The sequence below is a fragment of the Gemmatimonadaceae bacterium genome (assembly GCA_037721215.1).
GTDB lineage: Bacteria > Gemmatimonadota > Gemmatimonadetes > Gemmatimonadales > Gemmatimonadaceae > UBA4720.
Genome location: JBBJNV010000004.1, coordinates 106,993 through 124,759 on the forward strand (window position 1 = coordinate 106,993; position 17,767 = coordinate 124,759).

The following is a 17,767-nucleotide window of genomic DNA, read 5'->3' on the forward strand; positions in this document are numbered from 1 at the left end:
GATGGCGTAGCCACGCCGCGGCATGACAGCACATATTATCGCTCGTCAACTTCCAACGGGATATCCAATGTTGCGCATCGCCGCCGTCGCTCTTCCACTCGTTCTCCCCGCGTTGGCGCTCCAGGCTCAAACTCCGTCCTACCCCTCTGCCGAGCGGCAGATTGCCGCGGCTATCAGTCCGCTTCCAGAGAATCTGCAAAAGGACTCCAAGGTTCTCGGATACACTGACCAGGGCAAGTTCGTCACTCTCCGATCCGGTACGAACGACATGGTCTGCGTTGCCGACGACCCTGCGGGCAAGCAGTTCCATGTCGCCTGCTATCACAAGGCGCTGGAATCGTTCATGGCGCGGGGGCGTGAGCTGCACGGCATGAAGAAATCAAAGGAAGCAGTGGACAGCACTCGCCTCCGCGACGTCAGAACCGGGCGATACTCGATGCCGGCAAAGGCGGCCGCGCTGTATCAGTATTTTGCCCCGCGCGACAGTGTCGATGCCGCGACGGGCGCGGTGCGAGGCGCGCAGTACCTCTACGTCGTCTACACCCCGTATGCCACCTACAAGAGTACCGGCATCGCGGAAACTCCGGTCGAGGGCGGGCCATGGATCATGAACCCGGGCAAACCCTGGGCGCATCTCATGATTCAGCCGCAGAAGACCGCGAATATCACGATGAAGTAAAGCTCAGCGCGGCATTCGCGCACGGCGACCAGCGCCGGAAATCAGAACGTCGCGCTGGAGTTGCCGGAACACGCGCGGGCCGAGCGTCGACCCTTTGATCTGGACGCAACCCGTCAGCTCATTGCGCAGCAGAACAAGCGCTTCACCAATGCGGATCTCACGGGCGACGTGGCCACGATCGACTCGATGTTTGTCCCGGATGCCAAGTCCTATCCGCCCGGCGCTGCCGCAGTGAGCGGCCTTCCCGCGCTGCACGCCTTTACCGTGGAGTACCTCAACGCCGGTCTCACCGAGTTTCGCGAGGAGACCACCGACTTCTACGGGAACGCGGAGTACGTTGTTGATGCAGGCACCTACGTCGCGAGGTACGGGCCGGACCACGTGACCGAGCGCGGCAAGTACCTCAATGTGTGGCAGCAGGTGAACGGGAGCTGGAAGCTCAAGTCAAACATGTGAAACACCGACGCGCCTCCGCCGACGCCGAAGTGACCGGCCCCCGTACGTGATCCGTACGGTCTAACCCAGTGTTGCAGACGTACGGGCGCCCGGGACTCCGTTTCCCAGCTCGCGGCCGCACCTTCATATTGAACTGCGGCGGGTGCGGCCGCTCAGCGCCGTGCGGCGCCCGCCGCTCAACACTAGGTCGTTAGACGCACAAACTCAGTTGGATTCAGCATGAGCGACTCAACGCCGGACCCGCTCGAAAGTGTCGCCTGGGCGTTCAACAGCGGTTTCGGCCCGCTGGTCTATGATGTGCACGATGACCGACGGCGGCCGACGCACTTTCCGCCTGTGTGCCGAGCACGTAACATCCCCCGATGAACATCCTCGAACGCCTCACCGACGCGCTTGGCCGTAGCTATCGCGTGGAACGCGAGATCGGCGCGGGCGGCATGGCCACGGTGTATCTCGCGCACGACCTCCGACACGATCGCGAAGTGGCGATCAAGGTGCTGCATCCCGATCTCGGAGCAGCGCTCGGCGGCGAGCGGTTCCTGAGTGAAATTCGAACCACGGCCCGACTGCAGCATCCACACATTTTGCCACTGCTAGACAGCGGCGTGGCCGACACCCTGTTGTACTACGTGATGCCGCTTGTGACCGGGGAGACGCTGCGCGCACGCATCGAGCGCGAAGGGCAACTCCCGATTGCCACCGCCGTGCAAATCGCGCGCGAAGTGGCCAGCGCACTCGAACACGCGCACAAACAGGGAATCGTTCATCGCGATATCAAGCCCGAGAACATCCTGCTGCAGGACGGCTCGGCGCTGGTGGCGGACTTTGGCATCGCGCTCGCCGTGCGGAGTGCCGGTGGGCAACGCCTCACGCAGACGGGGTTGAGTCTGGGCACGCCCCAGTACATGAGCCCCGAGCAGGCACTGGGAGAACGCGTGATCGACGCGCGCAGCGACGTGTATGCGTTGGCGGCAACCACGTACGAGATGTTGACCGGCGACCCGCCGTTCACCGGTTCCAGCGTGCAGGCGGTGGTCGCGAAGGTGATGAGCGCCGAACCGGAACGCCTCACGCTCACAAGGAAGACCATTCCTCTCGCGATTGAGCGTGCCGTACTCACGGGGCTCGCGAAATTGCCAGCCGACCGGCAGGAGAGTGCCGCTGCATTCGGCGCTGCGCTGCGCGATGCATCACCAGAGACGGTTTCCCCGACCACGCAGTCGGCGACGGCAGCCGCAAGCGCAACGCGTGTAGCGAATCACGGCACGACATGGAAAGTGGGTGTGGGCGGACTTGTTGTAGGCATGGTGATCATGGCGGCCGCGTTGTGGCCACGCGATGCATCGCGCGCCGGCACAAGCGCCATAGGCTTTGCGCGCACGCAGATGACGTTCAGCGGGAAGGTGGGTTTTCCGGCGATCACGCCGATGGGCGATGTGACCGCCTTTGTCGAGCGAGAGTGCGAGCATACTGGAAATGACGCGTTTTCGAACGAGAATCTCGACAACGCTGCCGCACCGTGTTTTAGGTCGCTCATGGTCCAGGACACCGGATCGTCCACCGCCGTGCGGGTCATGAATCACGTGCCGAATATTCGCGCCGTCCGATGGCTGGCCAGCGCCACCAGTCTCGTCGTTGACGCGACGCTTGACTCGCTACGCAGCGGAATTTTTCTCGTCCCGCGTCTCGGCGGGACGGCACGACGCCTGGCGGAGCGGGGACCCTTCGATGTGCATGGCAGCGGCGATACGATTCTCGTGTTGCCGTCCGAGGCCGCGACTGCCACGCATGCGCAGATCATTGCGACCGCAACGGGCGCCGTGGTTGACAGCGTGTCCGTGCCCAAGAGTGATGTTGTCACGATCGCGTGGTCTCCCGACGGACAACGTATCGCGCTCAGCGATGAGGCGATCATCCTGCTCATCGCGCGTGACGGCACCGTGTTGGACTCACTCACTTTGAATACCCGACGCACGATCCGCTGGGCACCCGACGGATCGGCGTTGTTTGCCTTTTTGCCGGCACCCGCCCGCGACGACGAGTTCGTTCGTATCGACGTCGATCGAAACGGTCGCCTCGCTCGGCTGCCCGCCGCCGTGATGCCAAGCGTTGCCTCGCTCTATCGGGGCGAGTTCGACATTGCTGCACGCACCGGAAGGCTGCTGTTCATATCGGGCGAGGCACGGCAGGACCAGTGGGTATTTGGCGTGGGCGGGGGGAACGACCCTCCGCGCCCGGTGACGACCGGGACGTCGTGGTACGGCAGTGCCGTAATCGCCCCCGATGGGCGCACTCTGTACTACCTTCGCGGCAATGCCTCCGGCGACAACCTGTATCGCTTGCCACTCGATGGAGCGCGGAACCGCATGCTGGACGATGAGGCGCTCACGAACAGCCGTGGCCCTGGGAATACTCCCATGGGCATCTCGCCCGATGGGCGTCGAGTGACGTTTCTGAAATCGGAGGGCGACGACTATAGCGCGTATGATTTTCACACCGGTGAGCGACGTGTCCTGCGTAAATCCCGCTGGCCGGGGCAGGATGCGCCGCTGCCGATTGCCGAAGGAGCATTGGTGTCGATCGGGCCGTCGGGACATGAGGTCGTCATCACTGACGGTAAGTCCGGGACAAGTCGACGCCTGCCCATTCCCGACTCGCTGCAGCTGCTCCGTGGAGGCACGCTCAGTCCTGACGAGCAGGAACTTGCCGTCGCTGCACGGACGCCCACGGGTTTCGCGCTCGGTGCGGTGTCGCTTGCGTCCGGGCTCTTTCGCTTTCTTACACCGTTTGCGCCCAGCGTGCAGTCCAGTAAGCTGTCGTGGTCATCGGACGGTTTTATCTACTTCGGCGCCTGGGAATCGGGTGCCAGCGCGCCGTCGCTGCTGCGCGTCAATAGCAGGTCCGGTGGCGCGCCCCAACGGGTCATGACGCTCCCGACGCACTGCGCGCTCCAGAGCGTTTCGGTCGCGACGGCCGCGCCGCGGGGCGTGTGCAGGGTCGAGGACTTCCGGGGTGATGTCTATCTGGCATCGATTCCCGGCGTGATGCGTTAGGGTGCATCAGCGAGTCGCTCCATCAGCCCAGTCAGGTTGCACGACGCACGAGCCGCATCGCGGCTGGAGCGCGGCGTCTGTGCCTGGACCCTCACGGTGTGTCTTCCGCAATCTTGATCTTCGCCAGCAACGCTTTGAAGCGTGGATCACGCCGTACCGCGGGAATGTTGAAGTAAAATTTCTACGCCGGCATCCAGATCACATGCGCCTTGTACGCACGATCGGGAATACGCGAGACCCGCGCGCAGACCGTCACCATGTCATTGCAACAGGGGCTCTTCCGACCCAACGTAGCCATCGTTGCCGGCGCGGGCGACCGCGTCGAGCAGATGCAGCATGCAGAGGCGTCTGGCGCCGCCGCGTACATCACAGGCGAGATCAACTCGCGAATCGATACGGAGTATGGCCACCGGAAATTCGCTGACGTCGAGCGCTTCGCGGCGGCAAACCCTGACAACCGGTCCATCTGCCCGTCGCGCTCGCCGCGTACGCATATTTCCGCCTTCGCCGAAAGTTGAGATTCCATTGACCGGAGAGTTCATGAGACATCTGAAATTGGTAATGGCTGTACTGCTGTCTGGAACTCCATTCGCATCGATTGGCGCGCAACAGAACGGGTCGATGGTCCCACCTCCGGTCGCTACGCGCGAGGTGCATGAGACGTCGATCCACGGCTACAAGCTGAGCGACGATTACTTCTGGCTGAGGCGAAAGGCAGACCCGGCGGTTCGCGCGTATCTGGAAGCGGAGAATGCGTATACCGTCGCAAAGATGAAACACACCGATTCGCTGCAGCAGCGGCTTTACGACGAGATCGTCGGCCACGTAAAGCAGACCGATCTGAGTGTTCCTTACCGGCGCGGAGCGTACCTCTACTACTCAAAGACCGAAACGGGAAAGCAATACCCAGTCTACGTTCGCAAGCCGGTTACGGGCGGCCCGGAACAGGTGATGCTCGACCAGAACGAGCTGGCAAAGGGTCTGGGTTATTATGCCATCGGCGCACGCGTTGTCAGCGATGACGACTCGCTCCTCGCGTTCACTTTTGACAGCACGGGATACAGGCAGTACACACTCCGGATCAAGAACCTCCGTACCGGCAGGATGCTGCCGGACCGCGTCACCCGGGTCGGCAGCGTCGTATGGTCGACCGACGGCCGCACCCTCTTCGTCACGACGGAAGATTCGATCACCAAACGGTCCGACAAGTTCTGGCGGCACCCCGTCGGCGGCGACAGTATGAGCCTGCTGTTCAACGAAAGAGACGAACTTTTCGACGTCTATGCTCATCGGTCGCTCAACCGGGAGATGATTTTTCTCCAGAGTGCTGCCAAAACTACATCGGAGATGCACTACCTCCCCGCCGGCAATCCTTCTGCCGGCCTCAGGGTAATCCTGCCGCGCGAAACCGGGCACGAGTACGACGCCGATTACGACGCCGGCCGCTTTTACCTCCGAACGAACAGGAACGCCCGAAACTTCCGCGTGGTCAGCGCCCCGGTCAGTGCGCCATCCAGCTGGACTGATGTGGTCGCCGGCAAACCAGGCGTCAAGATTTCCAACGTCGAATTCTTTCGCGACCACATGGTGCTATCCGAGCGCGAGGGCGGCCTTCCATATCTTCGCATCATGGACAAGAAGACGGGCGCCTCGCACCGTGTGGCGACGTCGGAGCCGGCGTTCTCGATGGGAACGACATCGAATGCCGAGTACGACACGAATCGCATTCAATATTCCTACAACTCGCTGGTCACCCCGCCCTCGACATTCGAATACGACATGTCGGCCAGATCGCGTAAGCTTCTCAAGCAGCAGGAGGTTCCGGGATACGCCGCGCAGGGGTACGAATCGCGCAGGATATGGGCGAACGCGCGCGACGGCACAAAGGTACCTGTATCGCTCGTGTACAAAAAGGGAACGAAGATTGATGGATCGGCGCCGATGCTCCTCTACGCGTACGGTTCGTACGGTTCGTCTCAGGACGCAGCCTTTTCGTCAAGCCGGCTTTCCCTGCTCGACCGCGGGTTCATCTGGGCTGTCGCAAATATTCGCGGCGGCGGCGAGCTCGGAGAGGAATGGCGTGAAGCCGGACGGATGATGAACAAGATGAACACGTTCACTGATTTCATCGACGTGGCCGACTATCTCGTGAAGACCAGGTACACATCGAATGATCGGCTGATGATCCAGGGAGGCTCGGCCGGTGGTCTTCTGATGGGAGCGGTCGTGAACATGAGGCCCGAACTTTTCAGGGCCGCCATCGCGGCGGTACCGTTTGTAGATGTGATAAACACCATGCTCGATGCCTCCCTTCCCCTCACCACAAGTGAGTACATCGAATGGGGTAATCCGAACGACAAGGCGGCGTTCGACTACATGATGACGTATTCGCCATACGACAACATCAAGGCCCAGCGTTATCCGGCAATGCTCGTGGAAGTTTCTCTCAACGACAGTCAGGTGCCTTACTGGGAAGGAGCAAAGTTCGTGGCGAAGCTGCGAAGCATGAAGAAAGACGACAACCTGCTGCTTCTGAAGACGAACACGGGCGCGGGGCACGGCGGCGCGTCGGGCCGATACGACCGCTTCAGGGAGATCGCGTTCGAGTACGCGTTTCTCCTGAGTCAGATACCGAAGCAGTAGGCAAACGCTGCACCGAGGTCATCGATCATGAAACTGCTGGTCATACGTCACGCCATCGCAAAAGACAGGGAAAAATTCGCCGAGTCCGGTGAATCGGATGATCTCCGGCCGATTACGACGACGGGCGAAAAAAAGATGAGAAGGATCGCGAAGGCGCTGGTTGATGAAATCGGAGATGTCGACCGTCTCGCCACCAGCCCGCTGACGCGCGCGATGGAAACTGCCAGGATTGTCGCTGACGCTTACGGAATCGACGACCCCGAAGTCACGGACTCGCTTGTGCCTGAAGCGCGCCCGGAGCAGTTCGAGGAGTGGTGCGGGGCTTCCACGGAGACGAGCGTGCTCGGAATAGTCGGCCATGAGCCGCATCTTGGCGCACTCGTCACATGGCTGCTGACCGCGAGTCAGGAGTCGCGCATTCTCCTCAAGAAAGGGGGCGCCTGCCTGCTGGAGTTCGAGCTGCAGCCACGCCGCGATTCGGGAACGCTGCTGTGGCTGCTTACTCCTGCTCAGTTGAGGAAAATGGCCCGCCGTTAGTCGGCCCCCCTGGCCGCAGAACGTCTTGCGATCACCACACCCCAGCCCGATTGTTCGTCCATGCGAGCTCTCATAAAGCACATCATCGTCGCCCTCGGGCTGACATTCCCATCCGCGGCCGCAACCGCGCAAAGTCAGGCGCAGTTCACGATCGAGCAGATCACGAGCTACCCCTTCCCGAACGAACTCACCGCCTCGGCATCCGGCAGCAGAATCGCGTGGGCGGTCAATGAACGCGGCCAGCGAAATGTGTGGGTGGCCGAGGGACCTCAGTGGCGGGCACGCCGTCTCACGAGCTACCTCGCCGATGACGGTCAGGAACTCACCAGCATCGCGATTACCGCCGACGGAAGGCACGTAACCTACGTTCGCGGCGGCGAGCATAGCGCAAACTGGCAGGGGACTCCGCCCAATCCCGCGTCAAGTCCGTCCGCACCCAAAGTGCAGATATGGAGTGTGCCGTTCGACGGATGCGTCGCAACGGGGAAGCCCTGCGCGCCAAAGTTGCTCGCCGATGGCGATGATCCAGAAGTTTCGCCACGCGGCGACCGGCTGGTATTCGTGAGAGACCGGCAGGCATGGACAGTTCCCACTAATGGAGCCTCCGCCGCAACGCGGCTATTCACAGCCAATGGCGAGATCACTGAGATGCAGTGGTCGCCGGACGGCAGCCGGATCGCGTTCGTCTCCGCGCGCGGCACCCACGCATTCATCGGCGTATTCACAAACGACTCGACGCCCATCCTGTGGACTGCGCCGACCACCTCGCGCGACGCTTCGCCACGCTGGTCCCCCGACGGAACGCGCATAGCGTTCGTGCGGAATCCCGGGAGCGGCGGCTCCCCCGACTCCATTCTCGTCCGGCCCCGCAGACGTTGGTCGCTCTGGACCGCAAACGCAGCGACCGGCGAAGCGAGGATGATCTGGGACGCGCCAGACAAGTCGTACCCGTCGACGCACGGCGGAACCAACCTGCACTGGGGGGCAGGCGAACGAATCGCCTTCCTCTCCAACGCAGCCGGCCAGGCGCAGCTCTATTCAATTCCGGCGAGCGGTGGCGCGCCGCTCCTGTTGACGCCGGGCAGCTACATGGCTGAACACATCTCACTCAGCCCCGACCGCCGGTTCCTGTTATTTGCCGGAAACGCCGGACGTGACTCGAACGATGTTGACCGCCGCCATATTGTAAGGGTTCCCATAGATCGCGCTGCGCCCGAAGTCCTGACATCCGGCGCCGGCCTCGAGTGGAGCCCGATCGTAACAGGCGACGGGCGGTCGATCGCCTACATCGGTGCTACGACACAGCGCCCCCCGCTTCCCGCGGTGATGCCGGCTGGTGGCGGCAATCCGTCGTGGATCGGCGCTGACCGCATACCCCCCAATTTCCCAGCCGCGCTCGTGGTTCCATCAAAGGTGATCATCAGATCGCCCGACGGCATCGCGGTTCATTCGCAACTGTTCAACACTGGAGGCGCTGGTCGGAAGCCGGCCATCGTCTACGTGCACGGCGGCCCGCCACGACAGATGCTCCTCGGCTGGCATTACTCCGACTACTACACCAACGCCTACGCTCTCAACCAGTATCTCGCGAGCAGAGGCTTCGTCGTACTGTCAGTGAACTACCGTCTCGGCATCGGCTACGGCCGCGACTTTCAGCAGGCGAAACGCGCTGGCGCGCAGGGCGCATCGGAGTACCAGGATGTGCGAAGAGCAGCAGAGTGGCTTAGAGCGCAGCCGTTTGTCGATCCAGACAGGGTCGGAATATATGGCGGGTCGTACGGGGGCTTTCTCACCGCGATGGCGCTGGCACGCAACTCCGATCTCTTCGCTGCCGGCGTCGACATCCACGGCGTACACGATTGGACGACAGAGCGAGCGCGGGGCTTGATGAACCGCGAGCGCTACGAAGAGGCACCGGATATTGTCCGCGCGATCAAAACCATGTGGACATCGTCGCCGGTTTCATACATGAAGACCTGGAAGTCGCCGGTGCTTCTCATTCACGGTGACGATGACCGTAACGTCAGGTTCAGCCAGACCGTGGATCTCGCGCGCCGGCTCTCGGCACAGGGCGTGCCGTTCGAGGAGCTGGTGATCCCTGACGACACCCATCACTTCATGCGGCACTCGAACTTCGTGCGTGTCAATACTGCGACCGCTGAGTTTCTTTTGCGCAAGCTCGCGCCCCGCCGCAAGTAGAATCGATCCAGGGTGTCGTTGCAATAGACTGAGCCAACGCTTCGCTGAACGACCCAGAGTCAGACGCCGCGCCCCGTGCCCGCCGAGTCCTGGTCCAGTTGCACCGTCAGCGCAGCAACGCGATCGCCAAACTCCTCACGCGTAGCATCGCCTGCCCGACCGGACGCTGCAGAAACCGCGGCCCACAGACCCTCCAGCACCGCAACGTGCATCCTGCGTCGGCCGCGCGTGATTTGATGGGAATCCCGCATTCGATGTACGACCTCGAGCTGCTGCTGGAGCAGTACCCGTAACTCGCGCTGCTCGCCGGTATTTTCACTCGCAGGTCCGCCAAGCATCGTGAGGCGCTCGGATAATCTGGCGACCTCTGACTCGTTTGCGTTGCGGTCGAGGGACGCAAGCGCCTTGTCGACGCGCTGCACAGCTCGGAGGGTGTTGTCCGCGAGTTCTTCGGCCGCCTTTCTCACTTCCATGCTTTCGCCAGCCAGCGATGCAAGCTGCTCCCTTATCGCGCGATAGATATCGGCGGGACTATCCATCTGCGGCGGTCGTACACGGCCTTTGGATGACCACAGAAGGCGAGCCATTGCCGACTCGCTCCACACGGGAGACGCCGCGGTCGCCCCAAAAAGAAACCGCGCCGAGTCGACCGCACCGAGTCGCTGTTTTCGTGCCCAGACAAACGCGAACAGTGTTATCGCTGCCGCCACCACGACCATCCCTCCCTCGATAGCGAAAAACACTGTGTCAGCCACGCGAGACCCTGCCGACGTCAGTCTTTCGCGGACCACCATGATCAAGGGCACAAGCACTATCACTCCGCTCAGTGCAAGCCGGGTCATTCGAGCCGGCAGTGGCAGCCTGGTCCATACATCCGACGGGCGCCGCAGCCGTTTTGGCCACCACATCCCCCACCACTCGGGAGGCCACGACGCAACGCGCAGCATCTGCAGCGAGCCGATCCCGTTGCGCCCCACGTTCCAGACATGAAGCATGAGACCGAGCGGAACGAGCAGCGCAATAACCAGCAACAATGCACGCTCAGCGGGAGATCGATGCGTCAGCAGCCCGAACGAGACCCACGCCGATACCCATATGAAAGCATACGGCCCAAAACTTGGCAGATCTTTTATTCCCTCAGGCAGTCCGTCGTCGGCTATCCCTCTGACGCGGACAAGCGCCTCCTTCAGAGAGCGGGCGTCCGGCCATCGATTCGCGCGGTCGCGTGAAAGGCAGCGCATGACGATCGCCGCCAGCTCTTCGGGCACCGACGGAACCAGCTTCAGAAGGTCTGCCGGCTCTTGCGACAGTCGTGCGTGCATCAGCTCAACCGAACTGCCGCCAGCGAATGGCGCTCGTCCACACAGCATGACGTAACTGACCGCACCAAGGGAATAGATGTCACTTCTCTCGTCGATGTCGGCCAGTCCGAGGGTCTGCTCCGGAGACATGTAGTCAGGAGTTCCAAAAACCATTCCCGACTCGGTCAACCCATCAGTGAGCCCCGGCATCTTCGAGATCCCGAAATCAGCGAGTACGCTCCTCCCCGATTCTTCGTCGAGCAGCACGTTCGCCGGCTTGATGTCGCGATGAATCACGGAGAGTCGGTGCGCGCAATCCAGTGCGTCCGCCACTTCCATCATTATCCTGTGCGCCTCGATCCATGGAAGGCGGCCGCGACGGTTCAGGCGTTCCGCGAGAGATTCTCCGCGAACGTAGCCCATCACGAAGTACCACACGCCCGGTAACTCCCCAAACGTGTGGAGCTGAAGAATTCCGGGATGTGAAAGCTGGGCAACAATGCGAGCCTCTCGCCGAAAGCGCTCGCGGCCCTCCACCGAAACGAGCAGATCGGGCCGCAGCACCTTGATCGCTACCAACCGTTCGAGCGCCACTTCCTTTGCCAGATAGACGGCACCCATGCCACCGCGTCCAAGCTGGCGGACGATTTCGTAATGGGGTGCGAGGGCTTTCTCGAGCACCGTGCGGTATTCCGAATCCTGCTCAACCGCAATTTCGGCGGCGGTTTCCGCTATCGCCTTGCGCGCGCCCGGGATGCTGTCGGGACCATCATGCGCAGCGAGGAGTGACTCGACTTCAGTACGACATTCCTCATCGTCCGCGCAGCGACTGGCGATGAGGGCCGATCGATCTGCGGGCTCCGCCGCGAGGGCCGCCGAGAAAACAGTCTTGATCTCCTCCCAGCGCTCGGGCGTCACGCCGCACCAAGCGCGCGGCGAAGCCAGCTGCGCGCAATCACCCACTCGCGCTTGACCGTCGCCGGGGACACATCGAGAGCCTCGGCAGTTTCTTCGATGTTCAGGCCGCTGAAGTATCGCATCTCCACCAGCCTGGCTTGGAACGGATCGATCGCACCAAGCGCGTCGAGTGCGTCATGGAGCACTATCACATCGAGTGAAGCCGATCCTTCCGCACCCGCCACTACGCCATCGAGTGTCACCTGAATCGCCCCGCCACCGCGTTTGGCAGCCAGTCGCTCGCGCGCGTGATCAACAAGGATTCGGCGCATGACCTGCGCGGCTATCGCGAAAAAATGGGCCCGGCTCCGGTATACCGCGCGGTCCTGGTCTACGAGCTTGAGATATGCCTCGTGCAGAAGAGCCGTGGGCTGCAGTGAATGACCCGGGGACTCTCGCCTCATCGCGCGATCTGCAACGCGGCGCAGCTCCTCGTAGATAATCGGCAGGAGTCGATCTATCGCGGATTCGTCGCCTCGTCTCCACGCCATAAGGAGCTGCGTTACGTCTGATCCCGAAGACTCGGATGGTGAAGTGACGATCCTTCCATTGTGCGTGGCCGAGCGACGATACAACCGGGCGACCGGCCAGTCAACTATTTGAACCCGTGTGCCGGGACGTTGCGGGCAGGCAGGGTGTCACGCCGGCAGGGGCGTCCGCGATAGTCACTACATTGTCAATATGAATCAATTATTTCCGCTGGTCGCAGCGTGCATGGTGGCGGCGACAATAAATACGCCGCTTGCGGCACAGGAACCCGCGAGCTGGGGAGAAACCCTCGAGTTCAATACGTTCTCGATCGCCGCGGTAGATCCGCGAACGAAGGAATCCGGAGTCGCAGTCACTACTCGCGTCGCGTGCGTCGGCAATGGGGTGCCGTGGGTACGGGCTGGTGTCGGCGCTGTCGCAACCCAGGCGGCAACACGCACGGAACACGGCCCGCAGATTCTCGATCGGATGGCAAAGGGCATGGCGCCGGCCGAAGCGCTTCGGCGACAGATCGCTGCGGACACCGGAGCAGCACAGAGGCAGGTCGGAGTGATCTCGACGGATGGCCGAAGCGCCCAGCATACCGGCGCTGGAACGACGGCGTGGGCGGGTCATCGAGCCGGTCCCAACTACGTCGCTCAGGGGAATCTGCTCGTCGGTCCAGCGGTACTCGACGCAGTCGCCGCAAATTTCGAAGCGACCGCCGGCACTCCGCGTCACCTCGCAGATCGTCTCATCGATGCCATCGCCGCCGGACACGCGGCAGGGGGCGACGCGAGAAAGGGCCGTTCGCAATCCGCCGCGGTGGTGGTCGCCGACCCGCGGCCGGGCCGTTCCCGCCGAACGGACGGGATTACTGCTTTCATCAACGTTTGCGAGCATCCCGACCCAGTGGCAGAGCTCCGCCGCATCTACAACACAATCTCGCAGACACTCGGCTTCCGAACGCTCGAGCATTTCGCCGGAAATGATGTCTGGCAACTCAAAGTGATGTTGCATGCACTTGGCGCTTATCGCCCTGGCACACCGGAGCTCGCGCGCGACTCCACCGCGCTTGTTTACAACGCTGAGACAGTCGTAGCGGTCGATGCGTTCCGCTTTTCGGAGAAGCTGGCGGGCCCATCGCTGGGATCACCTTCGGGGCTGGTCGATGCGGAGACCGTCGCGCGGCTGTGGTCAGCGCTGAATCGCGCGGGGAAAGCGCGCGCAGTCCGGGAAAAATTGATGGAGGTCACCGCCGTCCGGCGATGATGTCAAGCCCACTCCTTCGACCACGTATCTGCTACCATCCTCCCCTTCACTGCATCATCTACAACGAGGATCAATTGATTGCCGTGATCGCTGTATAGCACTTCGATGTTGACCTGAGCGTCGGCCATCCTCCGCGTGAGCGCGCCTAGCTGACCCGGCACCGCCTGCCTGAGACGCTGGACAACTTCGTCGCGAACGGCAAGCACACGAATCCCGGCGCCTTCCAGCGCATCACGAGCAGCTTCGCCGTCGGTGAAAAGGAAATGCGCGATGGCGCGTCCGTGCACCACCCAGGCACCTCCGCCCTCGACACTTACCCCCGCCCGGCCCAGCGCCTCACCCATTTCGGCCAGCGCTCCGGGACAGTCATCGAGTTCTATCGCCAAGTCCTTCATTGCTGAGATTCAGTCTTCGAACGAACTCTCACAATCGCAGCATGGTGGATGGGCACACTGCAGGACGCGGCGACGAAACACGCCTTGTGCGCTTCCTCATGCAGGTCCATTGCAACGGACTGTTTCTCCCCGTCGTCGATCGTTACAACCGGGTTCAGGACGACCCGCTCGAATTTGCCATTCCAGTCGGCGTCGAGCACGAGCATACCCTGCGCATTGTCCTCGTACGCGACGACTGACACGCCTTTTCGGGCGCACAGCGCAAGGTACGTGAGCATATGACAAGCCGAGATTGACGCGACAAACAGATCTTCGGGGTTGTTCAGCGCGGGATTCCCGCGAAACATCGGGTCAGCGCTTCCGCGCATATCAGGCTTCCCGTGCACAGCTACGGTGTAGTCCCTGCCATACCCGGCGTAAGTCGATGTGCCTGTGCCGAGATTGCCGTTCCATTCCAGCCGGGTTGTGTACTCGTGCGTTTTTGACATGGACGCCTTCTGCCGTAGGAATTGGAGCCGATCTGCAGTGAGGAATATGGTCTACCGCCGCCGGCGGGGCATATCCTCGCGCTCAGACGACACAGGCGTGACGGTGCAGAATTTGAACTGATACGAAGCAGAGGGGTTGTGAAAAGAGGGGGCGCATTTGCGCTCCCTCTTTTCATTTCCGTATTCTGATCGCACTCGATTTCTGGGCGTTATAAGACGCGCCCCTCCGAATGGCTCCCAATATTGGGTTAATCATTGCAGGATCTCACCACCGGACCGGTCACACGCCATCTCCTGAAAGCGGCGAGCTTCATGCTCGTGACGATGGCGTTTCAGACGCTGTATTTCCTGATCGATCTCTACTGGGTGGGGCGACTCGGGACGGATGCGGTCGCGGCGGTGGGCATTGCCGGCAATCTGACGTTCATCGTGCTCGCGTTGACGCGGATGCTCGGCGTCGGTACGACAACGGTGGTGTCTCACGCTGTGGGCCGGCAGGAACACGATCAGGCGCGCTTTTCTGTTCAACCAGTCGCAAGTGCTCGCGATGATAGCGGGATTGCTTTTCCTGATCGTTGGACTCGCGGCGCGCACGAGTTATTCACAGGCCCTGGGCGCCGATGCGAGAACAGCGGAGCTGGCCAATGAGTATCTGCTGTGGTTCATCCCGGCGATGGCGCTGCAGTTCGGTCTTGTGGCGATGGGTTCAGCCCTGCGGGCGGTCGGCAACTTCAAACCCGGCATGATCGTCTCGAGCGCGACTGTGGTGATCAACATGATTCTCGCCCCGATTCTGATCTTCGGCTGGGGGACGGGCCGTGCGTTCGGAGTCGCCGGTGCGGCAATCTCTTCACTGATTGCGATCGTTATCGGTGTCGTCTGGCTGGCCACATATTTTCTTCCGCGCGAGTCGTATCTGAGATTCGTGATCGCCGACTGGCGCCCCCACCCTGCCACCTGGAAGAAGATGCTGGTCATCGGCCTTCCAGCGGGATTTGAGTTTGCGATCACTGCTCTGTATCTCATCATCGTGTACTCGATCACACGACCGTTCGGCCCCGCGGCTCAGGCCGGATTCGGAATTGGAATGCGGATTGTTCAGGCCGGCTTCATGCCAGCGGTCGCGCTCGGATTTTCAGTGGCTCCCGTTGCCGGGCAGAACTTTGGTGCGAAGCATCCGCAACGCGTCAGGGACACCTTTCGGCATGGGGCGATCATGGCCGCAGGCGTAATGTTTGTCCTTGCAATCCTTTGTCATCTCGCGCCGGCCCCACTGGTAGGACTTTTCTCGAGCGACCCCGCCGTGATCGATGTTGGCTCAGAGTATCTTCGTATCGTGTCGTACAGCTTTGTCGCGTCGGGCGTGATTTTCGTCGGGTCGAGCATGTTTCAGGCGATGGGCAACACGATTCCGTCGCTGATCACTTCCGGTGTCCGGGTTCTGCTCGTCGCAATTCCTTCGATTCTTCTCGCGAAGTCGCCTGGATTCCAGCTCCGCTGGATCTGGTTTCTCTCGGTCGGGTCGGTGCTCGTGCAGCTCGTAATCAGCATGCTGCTGCTGCGGCGGGAATTCGGGCGACGGTTGAATTTCGAGGCGGAGCCGGGCGGTTAGCAGTCAGCGAGGGTCATCATCACCGGCGCGGAACTCACGACGCCTAATTCGCCATGCCATCAAATAGCCGAGCCGTCTAAGGAGGGGTTCCAGCCAGGGCCACCGTTGCCCAGTTGCAACGAAGACAACGTCGACGTACGGGCCCGGGACGAACGTCAGGCGCTTCGGGTCGAGGGCGGTCGCTCCCTGACCCTCGATCCGCACCTTCAGACCCACTGCCTCGAGCGCCAGATATCGGTCGGTCAGCTTGCCGAACTTCCTGCCGATTAATCCGCCCAGCCTGCCGCCATAATGCAACGTCAGCGTCACCCTGCTGCCCTGATCCGCTGCGGCGACTGAGTGCCTCCCCGTGGTCACCACCCCCGGGCGGCGGGCAGTCCAAACGAAGCTTTTGCGCGGATCGATCTCGGTTACCGTCCATTCGGTGGCGGGCAACCTCGGCTGGCGAATCCGGTATCTTGCGCCAATGCATAGCGGCCCTGAATCCAGCTTCTCAATGCTTGTAATCGATGACGTCCACTCGGACCAGCGCTCGACTTCGCACATAACTTCCCAGACACGTTGTGGCGGTGCCGCGATGTCGATTTCACGCGAGAATTGTCTCATCGATGACGTCGGTCGTAAACGTGCATCATACGCCCTGTGGCCGTGGTCAAGCGCAGCGACTCTGTCGAAAGGAATATGACTTCACGCAAAATACCCGTCCATTCATGAAGCGCCGACATTTCATCAAGTCGATGGCTGCTTATTCCGCCCTGCCGGTGCTGAGTCAATCGCAGGCGGCAAAACCCATCACGAAGATCATTCCGTCGAGTGGCGAGCGCATACCTGTCATCGGCATGGGAACATGGCAGACTTTCGATGTCGGCCGCTCGGCTGAATCGCGGGCCGGATTGCGGCTAGTGCTTCAGGAGTTTTTCGATCGCGGCGGGCGGGTGATAGACTCGTCGCCGATGTATGGAAGTTCGGAGCCCGTCGTCGGTGCTCTCCTTCAGCAGATGAGGCCCCGGCGAGCAGCCTTTGCCGCAAGCAAAGTGTGGGTACCCGGCAAGCGGCTCGGCGTGAGTCAGATCGAGTCGTCACGGAAACTATGGAGCATCCAGCGATTCGATCTCCTCGCGGTGCACAATCTTCTGGACTGGGAAGCTCATCTCGAAACACTTCGCGACATGAAAGCGGACGGACGGCTGCGCTATATCGGCGTAACCACGTCGCACGGTCGCCGGCACGATCTGCTCGAACAAATCATGAGGAAAGTGCCGCTCGATTTTGTGCAGTTCACCTACAACCTGGCAGATCGGTCGGGCGAAGACCGCCTGCTGCCCCTGGCGCAAGAGCGCGGGATCGCCGTGATGATCAATCGGCCGCTCGATGGCGGAGGGCTATTCGACCGCGTGCGCGGGAAGCAGCTACCGGGCTGGGCTGCGGAGGCCGGCGTTCAGAACTGGGCGCAGTTCTTTCTCAGGTTTGTCGTGTCGCACCCAGCCGTCACGTGTGCAATCCCTGCCACCTCGCAGCGTGCGCATATGTCTGAGAACATGGGTGCCGGCTTCGGCCGAATGCCGGATGCCGCGTTTCGGCGGAGGATGGCGGATTACTTCAGAGTGTTGTGAGTGAGCCGGTCTCCATAAAGCGAGATCAAGGGTTCGCGTGCGGCGCGAAGCCGAACCGCTTCTCAACGCCCGTCTGGTTGAGGAGCGCCGGCGG

At 61.7% G+C, this 17,767-nt stretch carries 16 protein-coding genes; 10 read left to right on the plus strand and 6 right to left on the minus strand.

The annotated features are described in order from the left end of the window. Window positions 1-22 precede the first annotated feature (22 nt). The 7 genes from WKF55_03140 (at window position 23) to WKF55_03170 (ending at window position 9,567) form a co-directional block, all read left to right on the plus strand. The gene (locus tag WKF55_03140) at window positions 23-679 is read left to right on the plus strand and encodes a hypothetical protein (protein MEJ7758571.1); all 657 of its coding nucleotides are present in this window, start codon (window positions 23-25) and stop codon (window positions 677-679) included. Window positions 680-739: 60 nt separating this feature from the next. Then, a complete protein-coding gene (locus tag WKF55_03145) occupies window positions 740-1,135 on the plus strand; it encodes a nuclear transport factor 2 family protein (protein MEJ7758572.1) in 396 nt (131 codons plus the stop codon). 362 nt (window positions 1,136-1,497) lie between these two features. Further along, window positions 1,498-4,188, plus strand: a complete 2,691-nt coding sequence (locus WKF55_03150; GenBank protein ID MEJ7758573.1) for a protein kinase — start codon at window positions 1,498-1,500, stop codon at window positions 4,186-4,188. A 209-nt stretch (window positions 4,189-4,397) separates the two neighbouring features. Next, window positions 4,398-4,706, plus strand: a complete 309-nt coding sequence (locus tag WKF55_03155) for a hypothetical protein (protein MEJ7758574.1) — start codon at window positions 4,398-4,400, stop codon at window positions 4,704-4,706. Between the two features lie 22 nt (window positions 4,707-4,728). Then, complete coding sequence (locus WKF55_03160; GenBank protein MEJ7758575.1) at window positions 4,729-6,831, plus strand: S9 family peptidase; 2,103 nt, start codon at window positions 4,729-4,731, stop codon at window positions 6,829-6,831. A 27-nt stretch (window positions 6,832-6,858) separates the two neighbouring features. Beyond that, on the plus strand, window positions 6,859-7,368 hold the full coding sequence (sixA, locus tag WKF55_03165; GenBank protein ID MEJ7758576.1) for a phosphohistidine phosphatase SixA: 510 nt from the start codon (window positions 6,859-6,861) through the stop codon (window positions 7,366-7,368). Window positions 7,369-7,428: 60 nt separating this feature from the next. Then, on the plus strand, window positions 7,429-9,567 hold the full coding sequence (locus WKF55_03170) for a prolyl oligopeptidase family serine peptidase (GenBank protein ID MEJ7758577.1): 2,139 nt from the start codon (window positions 7,429-7,431) through the stop codon (window positions 9,565-9,567). 59 nt (window positions 9,568-9,626) lie between these two features. Here the strand turns inward: WKF55_03170 and WKF55_03175 are convergent, their stop codons facing one another. Together WKF55_03175 and WKF55_03180 are read right to left on the minus strand one after the other, a co-directional pair. Then, window positions 9,627-11,786, minus strand: coding sequence for a serine/threonine-protein kinase (locus WKF55_03175; protein MEJ7758578.1), 2,160 nt, complete (start codon window positions 11,784-11,786; stop codon window positions 9,627-9,629). Next, a complete protein-coding gene (locus WKF55_03180) occupies window positions 11,783-12,400 on the minus strand; it encodes a sigma-70 family RNA polymerase sigma factor (GenBank protein MEJ7758579.1) in 618 nt (205 codons plus the stop codon). Before WKF55_03180 ends, WKF55_03175 begins: the two co-directional genes overlap by 4 nt. 106 nt (window positions 12,401-12,506) lie before the next feature. On the opposite strand from WKF55_03180, the gene WKF55_03185 reads away from it, so the two are divergent. Then, window positions 12,507-13,565 (plus strand): DUF1028 domain-containing protein, encoded by a 1,059-nt coding sequence (locus WKF55_03185; GenBank protein MEJ7758580.1) that lies wholly within the window; start codon window positions 12,507-12,509, stop codon window positions 13,563-13,565. A gap of 2 nt (window positions 13,566-13,567) precedes the next feature. Here WKF55_03185 and WKF55_03190 read toward each other — a convergent pair whose 3' ends face one another. The 3 genes from WKF55_03190 to WKF55_03200 all read right to left on the minus strand — a co-directional run bounded on the left by WKF55_03190 (window position 13,568) and on the right by WKF55_03200 (window position 14,976). Then, window positions 13,568-13,960 carry a hypothetical protein gene (locus WKF55_03190; protein ID MEJ7758581.1) on the minus strand — a complete coding sequence of 131 codons (393 nt, stop codon included), beginning with the start codon at window positions 13,958-13,960 and terminating at the stop codon, window positions 13,568-13,570. Then, complete coding sequence (locus tag WKF55_03195) at window positions 13,957-14,448, minus strand: OsmC family protein (GenBank protein ID MEJ7758582.1); 492 nt, start codon at window positions 14,446-14,448, stop codon at window positions 13,957-13,959. The genes WKF55_03190 and WKF55_03195 overlap by 4 nt, the downstream gene beginning before the upstream one ends. A 252-nt stretch (window positions 14,449-14,700) precedes the next feature. Then, complete coding sequence (locus WKF55_03200) at window positions 14,701-14,976, minus strand: hypothetical protein (protein MEJ7758583.1); 276 nt, start codon at window positions 14,974-14,976, stop codon at window positions 14,701-14,703. A gap of 19 nt (window positions 14,977-14,995) precedes the next feature. Here WKF55_03200 and WKF55_03205 point away from each other — a divergent pair, with 19 nt between their 5' ends. Continuing rightward, complete coding sequence (locus WKF55_03205; GenBank protein ID MEJ7758584.1) at window positions 14,996-16,060, plus strand: MATE family efflux transporter; 1,065 nt, start codon at window positions 14,996-14,998, stop codon at window positions 16,058-16,060. A gap of 3 nt (window positions 16,061-16,063) precedes the next feature. Here the strand turns inward: WKF55_03205 and WKF55_03210 are convergent, their stop codons facing one another. Beyond that, the gene (locus tag WKF55_03210) at window positions 16,064-16,666 is read right to left on the minus strand and encodes an SRPBCC family protein (GenBank protein ID MEJ7758585.1); all 603 of its coding nucleotides are present in this window, start codon (window positions 16,664-16,666) and stop codon (window positions 16,064-16,066) included. A gap of 104 nt (window positions 16,667-16,770) precedes the next feature. Between WKF55_03210 and WKF55_03215 the strand changes: the two genes are divergently transcribed. Then, window positions 16,771-17,673, plus strand: coding sequence for an aldo/keto reductase (locus tag WKF55_03215; GenBank protein ID MEJ7758586.1), 903 nt, complete (start codon window positions 16,771-16,773; stop codon window positions 17,671-17,673). Window positions 17,674-17,767: the final 94 nt, after the last annotated feature.